This is a genomic window from Streptomyces sp. NPDC020490, assembly GCF_044335305.1.
GTDB lineage: Bacteria > Actinomycetota > Actinomycetes > Streptomycetales > Streptomycetaceae > Streptomyces.
The window spans coordinates 190,390-198,347 of sequence record NZ_JBIRUY010000013.1; the positions used below are offsets into that span (position 1 = coordinate 190,390).

Consider the following 7,958-nt stretch of genomic DNA (forward strand, 5'->3'; position numbering starts at 1 on the left):
CGCCAGGACACGGGCCAGTTCCCGGGCCAGGACTTCGGCGCCCCGGCACCCGACAGCCCGCAGGACACCGGCCAGTTCGCCCGCCAGGACTTCGCTCCTCCGGCGCCCGCCGCGAACCCGCAGCAGAACGCGGGCTTCGTCCGCTCGGACGTCTTCGGCACCCCGGGCGGCCAGCACGGCCAGAACAACCAGCACAACCCGAACAACCCCGCCAACACGGGCCAGTTCGCGATACCGCAGGCCTACGACAACGGCTCCACCGGCCAGTTCCAGCGGCCGGGCCACGACGGCTCCTCCACCGGACAGCACGCGTTGCCGGGCCGGCCCGACCAGCACGGCACCGGGCAGTTCGAGCGGCCGCAGGTGGGCGGCGGCCGCGGCGGCGCCGACTTCGGCGCCCCGCGCCAGCCGATGCCCCCGCGTCCGCAGCAGCCGGGCCGCCAGGAGCCCGAGGCCCTCCCGCCGGCCGGGCCGGGCGACGGCCGCACCCCGCTCTACGACACGCTGGAGACCAACTGGTTCCGCGGCGGCCGGCAGGCACAGGGCGAGCCCGCCCAGCCCGCGCAGCAGCCGCAGGCCCCGGCGGCCCCCCAGCGTCCCGGAACCGCCGCCTGGCGCACCTCGCCGAACGACGACCTCGTCCGGCAGGCCGAGCGGGTACGGCAGCCGGCCGCGGGCGGCGTCACCACCTCCGGCCTGCCCCGCCGGGTACCCCGGGCGAACCTCGTCCCGGGCACGGCTCAGCAGCAACAGCACCAAAGCGGTCCGCAGGTCTCGCGTTCGCCTGACGACGTACGCGGCCGGCTGACCAACCTCCGTCGGGGCATCGCGCAGGGTCGCCAGGCCGGCACCGGCCAGACCGGCAGTTTCCCGAGCCCCACTCACCAGCAGGAGCGTTAGTTGAGCCAGATGAGCCAGGCGGCACAGAACCTCAACTGGTTGATCACCAACTTCGTGGACAACACCCCCGGGGTGTCCCACACCGTCGTCGTGTCCGCCGACGGACTCCTTCTGGCGATGTCCGAAGGCTTCCCCCGCGACCGCGCCGACCAGCTCGCGGCCGTCGCGTCCGGGCTCACCTCGCTGACCGCCGGGGCGTCCCGGATCTTCGAGGGCGGCAACGTGGCGCAGACGGTCGTGGAGATGGAACGCGGGTTCCTCTTCCTGATGTCCGTCTCCGACGGCTCGTCCCTGGCCGTGCTCGCGCACCCCGAGTGCGACATCGGCCTGGTCGGCTATGAGATGGCCCTGCTCGTCGACCGTGCAGGTGCGGTCCTCACGCCGGACCTGCGCGCCGAACTGCAGGGCAGTCTGCTGCACTGATCGGCTCAGATCCACCCTCCTCACCAGATCACCGTCCGGCCGCCACGATCCCCCCACCGGCCCCGTCAGACGGCTAGCCCGACCGACTTGCTGTCCCGCCCGGAGGATTCATGACCCCGCCCACCGCCTCTCATGATCCGTACGCGGAGCCGTACGAGGATGAGGGCGACCAGCCGCTGGTCCGTCCCTATGCGATGACCGGCGGCCGGACCCGGCCGCGTTATCAGCTCGCCATCGAGGCGCTGATCAGCACCACGGCCGATCCGGCAGCACTCATGGGGCTGCTCCCGGAGCACCAGCGCATCTGCCACCTGTGCCGTGAGGTGAAGTCGGTCGCTGAGGTGTCGGCGTTGCTGGCCATGCCGCTGGGCGTGGCACGGATTCTCGTCGCGGATCTGGCCGAGGCCGGTCTCGTCGCCGTTCACCAGCCTGGTGGCGACGAGACGACCGGTGCGCCCGACGTGACACTGCTCGAAAGGGTGCTCAGTGGACTTCGCAAGCTCTGAACCGAGCCGGGCCACCACGTCCGCCAAGATCGTGGTGGCGGGTGGCTTCGGCGTCGGCAAGACGACCTTCGTCGGCGCCGTCTCGGAGATCAACCCGCTGCGCACGGAGGCCGTCATGACGTCCGCGTCGGCGGGCATCGACGACCTCACGCACACCGGGGACAAGACCACCACCACGGTGGCCATGGACTTCGGCCGCATCACGCTCGACCAGGACCTGATCCTGTACCTGTTCGGCACGCCCGGCCAGGACCGCTTCTGGTTCATGTGGGACGACCTGGTGCGCGGCGCGATCGGCGCGGTGGTGCTCGTGGACACCCGGCGCCTGGCCGACTGCTTCCCGGCCGTCGACTACTTCGAGAACAGCGGGCTGCCGTTCGTCGTCGCGCTCAACGGCTTCGACGGGCACCAGCCCTACGCCCCGGAGGAGGTGCGCGAGGCGCTGCAGATCGGGCCGGACACCCCGATCATCACGACCGACGCGCGACACCGTGCGGATGCAAAGAGCGCGCTGATCACACTGGTCGAGCACGCGCTGATGGCCCGCCTGCGGTAGTACCCCAAAATGGCAGCCGCTTACCGCAGTTGTCGTAGGAACCCCGGAGCCGACTGTGGCCTTTGACACGGTCGGCCCCGGTGTTCATAACGGTTTGACAGAGGAATCGGGAGATGCGGCCACGCGTCGCGGTCGATCGGTGCCGCTGCGTCCACTTCGGCCCCGTCATTTGACGGGGCTCGCTCTTTATGACCGTTTTATCTGTGACTTACATCGGAGCGAACCGGTTCGTTCCACTGTTTGGAAGACCACAGGTCGACATGCTGGAATGCCTGAACTGCCCAATAGTCAACGACGTACTCATCAGTCGATGAGGCACGGGCTCTGAGAAACTGCGGCACAACGTAGGTGCCGACCGCCGAGAGGTTGTTGGTCGAGTGAGGCGAAGCAAGAACGGTCCCGAGCCGTCGGCGCGGGGCAACTTCACCCCGCCGCCGCGCGGAGCGGCGCCCGCCACTGTGCCCGGATCGGAGCCGGCGGCCTCGCCCGCTCCAAGCGGCGGCCGCCTCTCTCCGCGCAACTGGCGGGTGCCGACCCGGCTGAACGCGATCCTGCTCATACCCGTGGCGGTCGGCCTCGTCATGGGCGGCTTCCAGGTCAAGAGCTCGATCGACACCTGGCAGGACGCCGAGGACGCCCAGGCCACCGCCCGCCTGGTACGCGCCTCCCTCTCCTACGCCGACGCCCTCTACAACGAGCGCGACATCACCGCGGCCCCCCTGCTGAAGGGCAAGGCGCAGACCCCCGAGGACAAGGCGACCGTCACCGAGGCCCGCGCCGCCACCGACAAGGCCGCCGACGCCTTCGACGAGGCCGCCCAGAACATGCCGCAGAAGGCGGGCCTGCAGCGCCGTCTGCGGCTGTTCCGTGCCGAGGAGCCCGGCCTGCAGTCGCTGCGCGCCGTGGCGTACACCTCCAAGCTCAAGGGCGTGCAGACCGAGGAGGGCTACCTCAAGGTCGCGCACCCGCTGCTGGAGTTCGCCAACGAGCTGGGCCTGGGCACCGGCAACATCACCTCCTACGGCCGCACCGTCTACGCGATCTCGCTCACCAAGTCCGCGCTGTCGCTGGAGCGCGCGATCGGCATGCACCTGCTGATCAACCCCGGCCCCCAGCCGCAGGACCTGGCCAAGCAGCGGATCGCGCTGTCCTCGTACGCCTACCTCGAGGGCATCGCCATCGAGGAGTACAAGGGCGGCGGTACCGAGCAGGACGCCCAGAACCTCGCCGACGCCCAGGCCGAAATGAAGGCGGACGGCGCGGCGATGGCCAAGCAGGCCGCCGCGCAGGCGAAGGCCCAGGGCAAGACCTATGTGCCGCCGCCCTCCGGGTCCACGGCCATGGTCACCGGCCTGGCGACGCTGCAGAGCACCGACGCCACCGAGCGTGCCGCGCTCGCCCAGCAGGGCATCACGGCGGAGAACTGGTGGGCGGTCAACACACTCAAGTTCAAGGGGTACCGCCAGATCGAGGCGGACATGGCGGACAAGGCCGTGAACGAGGCCTCGGACATCGCCGCGACCGCCAAGCGGGACGCCATCATCACCGGCGCCGCCGTCGTGGTGGCCCTGCTGCTGGCGTTCATCCTGGCCGGCGCGGTCGCCCGCCAGATGAGCCGCTCGATGCGCCAGCTGCGCAACGCCGCGTTCGGCATCGCCGAGCAGCGCCTGCCGATGCTGGTCGACCAGCTCTCGCGCACCGACCCGGGCCGGGTGGACACCCGCGTCCAGCCCATCCCGATCACCACCCGGGACGAGATCGGCGAGGTCGCCCGCGCCTTCGACCAGGTCCACCGCGAAGCCGTCCGGCTCGCCGCCGAGCAGGCCCTGCTGCGGGGCAACATCAACGCGATCTTCACCAACCTCTCGCGCCGCAACCAGTCGCTGATCGAGGGCCAGCTGACCCTGATCACCGACCTGGAGAACAACGAGGCCGACCCCGACCAGCTGGAGAACCTCTTCAAGCTGGACCACCTGGCCACCCGTATGCGCCGCAACGGCGAGAACCTCCTGGTCCTCGCGGGCGAGGAGCCCGGCCGCCGCTGGGACCAGCCGGTGCCGCTGGTCGACGTCCTGCGCGCCGCCTCCTCGGAGGTGGAGCAGTACGAGCGCATCGAGCTGTCCGGCGTCCCGGAGGCCGAGATCCACGGCCGCGCGGTCACCGACCTCGTGCACCTGCTGGCCGAGCTGCTGGAGAACGCCACCACGTTCTCCTCGCCGCAGACCAAGGTCCGCGTCACCGCGACCCGGCTGCCCGACGGCCGCGTCATGATCGAGATCCACGACAAGGGCATCGGCCTGACCGCCGAGGACTTCGCGGACATCAACCACAAGCTGGCCAACCCGCCGACCGTGGACGCCGCGATCTCCCAGCGCATGGGCCTGTTCGTGGTCGGCCGGCTCTCCGACCGGCACGGCATCCGGGTCCAGCTGCGCCCCTCCGGGGAGCAGGCAGGCACCACCTCGCTGGTCATGCTGCCCGACGCGATCACCCACGGCGGCGGCGGCGAACAGCAGCCGGCCGTGAACGAGTTCACCGTCTCGCAGATCATCCCGGAGCAGAACTTCCCGGGCGGCGAGGACTTCAGCCAGCAGCCGCTGCGCACGGCCGCCGAACTCGGTTTCGACGACAGCCGCTACGCGGAGGTCCCGGACGACATCCGGGAGCTGGACCCGGTCGGCCGCTCGCTGATGCGCGAGGAGCGCCGGGCGGCGCTGGAGGCCCAGACGCAGGGCCAGCCGGGCGACCAGGAGGCCGACCGGGCCCAGGCGTACGCCGACGCCTTCGACGCGCAGCCCGCCTACGACAACGGCCAGGGCTACGCGGAGCAGCAGGCGGCGTACGAACAGCCGCAGCAGGCACCGTACGAGCAGCCGCAGCAGCCGACGTACGAGCAGCCGATGGCGTACGAGGAGCAGCGTCAGGCGCCGTACGGCGAGCAGTACTACGCGCCGAACGGCCAACTGCCGCAGAACGAGAGCTTCTCCGACGGCTTCCCGGTGAACGGCGGCTACCCCGACACCACTTATGCGGAGCCCCGCCAGGACGAGCACGCCACCGCCCACCCGGCCGTGCCGGAGTCCTTCCCGGCGTTCGAAGAGCGGCGCCACCAGGATGACTGGCCGCAGCAGGACGGCTACCAGAACGGCTACCCGGACCAGTACGCTCCGGAAGCGGAATCTGCGCAGGCCGCTGACGCGGGCGAGGCCGACCGCGTAGGCTTCGAACGTCCGGGACCGGCCCCCTCCGCCGTCCACGAGCTGACCGACGCCGGGCTTCCCCGCCGCGGATCCACCGCGGCCGGTTCGAACGACGCGCGGCCCGTGAACACGGATGCGCCGGCTTCCGACCCGGCTTCCCAGAGCAACGGCGACGGCGGCTTCTGGCGCTCGGCGAACGACGAGCGCTGGCAGCAGGCGGCGCAGCTGAAGAAGCCCAAGGCAGGCGGGGTCACCTCCTCCGGCCTGCCGCGGCGGGTACCCAAGGCCAACCTGGTCGAGGGAGCCGCCGAGAGCACCCCCCAGGGAGGCCCACAGGTCTCCCGTGCCCCGGAGGACGTCCGGGGCAGGCTGAGCAACCTGCGTCGGGGCGTCCAGCGCGGACGCAACGCCGGGGCAGGCAGTGAAACGAACGGCCAGGGCTTCGGTCCTGACAGCACCTACAACCAGGAGCGTTAGTGTGAGCCCGATGAGCCAGGCGGCACAGAACCTGAACTGGTTGATCACCAACTTCGTGGACAACACCCCGGGGGTGTCCCACACGGTGGTGGTCTCCGCCGACGGACTCCTTCTGGCGATGTCCGAAGGCTTCCCCCGCGACCGCGCCGACCAGCTCGCGGCCGTCGCCTCCGGTCTGACGTCTCTGACGGCAGGCGCCTCCCGCATCTTCGAGGGTGGCAGCGTGAACCAGACGGTTGTGGAGATGGAGCGGGGATTCCTCTTCATCATGTCCATTTCCGACGGTTCGTCGCTCGCCGTTCTCGCGCATCCGGAGGCGGACATCGGTCTCATCGGGTACGAGATGGCCCTCCTGGTGGACCGAGCAGGAACGGTTCTGACGCCGGATCTCCGTGCGGAGCTCCAGGGGAGCCTGCTCAACTAACGGACAGACCGTGTGTTTTGGCGTCCCGTGGCCGTAAGGTTTCGGGACGCGGCTCCACACGGATGGGTGCCCGGCACAGTCGGAGGAGGAGAAAGTGGCAACACCCCCAGGCGGTTCGCATACGGGCAACTGGTCGTACGGTCCTGTCCAGGGCCAGAACGACGGTTCCCAGAACCCGAACCGTTACGACTTCCCCTCCGCACCGGACCACCGGCGGCAGCCCTACGCCCCACAGGGCCCCGGGCCGTCTCCGTACGACCAGCCGCCCGCGCCGCGCATCCAGCCCGTGCAGCCGCATCGGCGCTCCCCCGAGCCCGCTCCGGCCGGCGGGGCCTCCAATCCGTTGGTGCGTCCGTACGCCATGACCGGCGGCCGGACGCGCCCGCGCTACCAGCTCGCCATCGAGGCGCTGGTGCACACCACCGCGCAGCCGCATCAGATGCAGGGCCAACTGCCCGAGCATCAGCGGATCTGCAACCTCTGCCGGGAGATCAAGTCGGTCGCCGAGATCTCGGCGCTCCTGACGATCCCTCTCGGCGTGGCCAGGATCCTCGTCGCCGACTTGGCGGAGGCGGGCCTGGTCGCCATCCATCAGCCCGGCGGCGACGAGAGCGCCGGCGGCCAGCCAGACGTGACACTGCTCGAAAGGGTGCTCAGTGGACTTCGCAAGCTCTAGCGGCGGTCCTTCCCGCTCCACCACCTCCGCGAAGATCGTGGTGGCGGGCGGCTTCGGCGTGGGCAAAACCACGTTCGTCGGCGCCGTCTCGGAGATCAACCCGCTGCGCACAGAGGCCGTCATGACGTCCGCGTCGGCGGGCATCGACGACCTCACCCACACCGGGGACAAGACGACCACGACGGTCGCCATGGACTTCGGCCGCATCACCCTGGACCAGGACCTGATCCTGTACCTGTTCGGCACGCCCGGCCAGGACCGCTTCTGGTTCATGTGGGACGACCTGGTGCGCGGCGCGATCGGCGCGATCGTCCTGGTGGACACCCGCCGTCTCGCCGACTGCTTCCCGGCCGTCGACTACTTCGAGAACTCGGGTCTCCCCTTCGTCATCGCCCTGAACGGCTTCGACGGCAACCAGCCGTACTCTCCGGACGAGGTCCGGGAGGCCCTGCAGATCGGCCCCGACACCCCGATCATCACCACCGACGCCCGCCACCGCGCGGACGCCAAGTCGGCGCTGATCACTCTCGTGGAGCACGCGCTGATGGCCCGCCTGCGGTAGCGGCGGACCGTGCGGCCACCGGGCTGCCGCGGACGGCCGGGAGCCGTCCGCGGCAGCCCGTGGTCGTCTCCGGCGGTGTCCCGCGGGCCCGACGGCTCGGGACCGGCCCCGGACGCACGAAGGAGGGCCCCTCTCCTTCCTCAGGTTCTAGTGGTCGTTGCAACACCCCAGCTCAGGGGTGGCAATGGACTTCAGGATCCGGGAGGACCGGAGGCCGCAGGGACCCAGGAAGCT

7 protein-coding genes and 1 pseudogene are annotated in these 7,958 nt (G+C 70.4%); all 8 read left to right on the top strand.

The window, feature by feature from the left end:
• A pseudogene (locus ACH4ZX_RS16635) lies at positions 1-900 on the top strand (hypothetical protein); the annotation flags it as partial.
• A gap of 9 nt (positions 901-909) precedes the next feature.
• The gene (locus ACH4ZX_RS16640; RefSeq protein WP_003973453.1) at positions 910-1,323 is read left to right on the top strand and encodes a roadblock/LC7 domain-containing protein; all 414 of its coding nucleotides are present in this window, start codon (positions 910-912) and stop codon (positions 1,321-1,323) included.
• 110 nt (positions 1,324-1,433) lie between these two features.
• Positions 1,434-1,829, top strand: coding sequence for a DUF742 domain-containing protein (locus ACH4ZX_RS16645; RefSeq protein ID WP_108015325.1), 396 nt, complete (start codon positions 1,434-1,436; stop codon positions 1,827-1,829).
• Entirely contained in the window at positions 1,810-2,385 is a 576-nt protein-coding gene (locus tag ACH4ZX_RS16650; RefSeq protein WP_115905688.1) for an ATP/GTP-binding protein, read from the top strand. Before ACH4ZX_RS16645 ends, ACH4ZX_RS16650 begins: the two co-directional genes overlap by 20 nt.
• Before the next feature lie 377 nt (positions 2,386-2,762).
• Positions 2,763-6,062 carry a nitrate- and nitrite sensing domain-containing protein gene (locus ACH4ZX_RS16655; RefSeq protein ID WP_398272724.1) on the top strand — a complete coding sequence of 1,100 codons (3,300 nt, stop codon included), beginning with the start codon at positions 2,763-2,765 and terminating at the stop codon, positions 6,060-6,062.
• Positions 6,063-6,072: 10 nt separating this feature from the next.
• Positions 6,073-6,486: a roadblock/LC7 domain-containing protein gene (locus tag ACH4ZX_RS16660; RefSeq protein ID WP_004983065.1), complete on the top strand. Its 414-nt coding sequence runs from the start codon at positions 6,073-6,075 to the stop codon at positions 6,484-6,486.
• A 94-nt stretch (positions 6,487-6,580) separates the two neighbouring features.
• Positions 6,581-7,162, top strand: a complete 582-nt coding sequence (locus tag ACH4ZX_RS16665) for a DUF742 domain-containing protein (RefSeq protein WP_398272726.1) — start codon at positions 6,581-6,583, stop codon at positions 7,160-7,162.
• Positions 7,143-7,724, top strand: coding sequence for an ATP/GTP-binding protein (locus tag ACH4ZX_RS16670; protein WP_029183992.1), 582 nt, complete (start codon positions 7,143-7,145; stop codon positions 7,722-7,724). Before ACH4ZX_RS16665 ends, ACH4ZX_RS16670 begins: the two co-directional genes overlap by 20 nt.
• Positions 7,725-7,958 lie beyond the last annotated feature (234 nt).

Bases quoted from the DNA above. Each gene is read 5' to 3' on its own strand.
- ACH4ZX_RS16660 (WP_004983065.1), top strand. From the start codon at position 6,073: ATGAGCCAGGCGGCACAGAACCTGAACTGGTTGATCACCAACTTCGTG.
- ACH4ZX_RS16645 (WP_108015325.1), top strand. From the start codon at position 1,434: ATGACCCCGCCCACCGCCTCTCATGATCCGTACGCGGAGCCGTACGAG.
- ACH4ZX_RS16640 (WP_003973453.1), top strand. From the start codon at position 910: ATGAGCCAGGCGGCACAGAACCTCAACTGGTTGATCACCAACTTCGTG.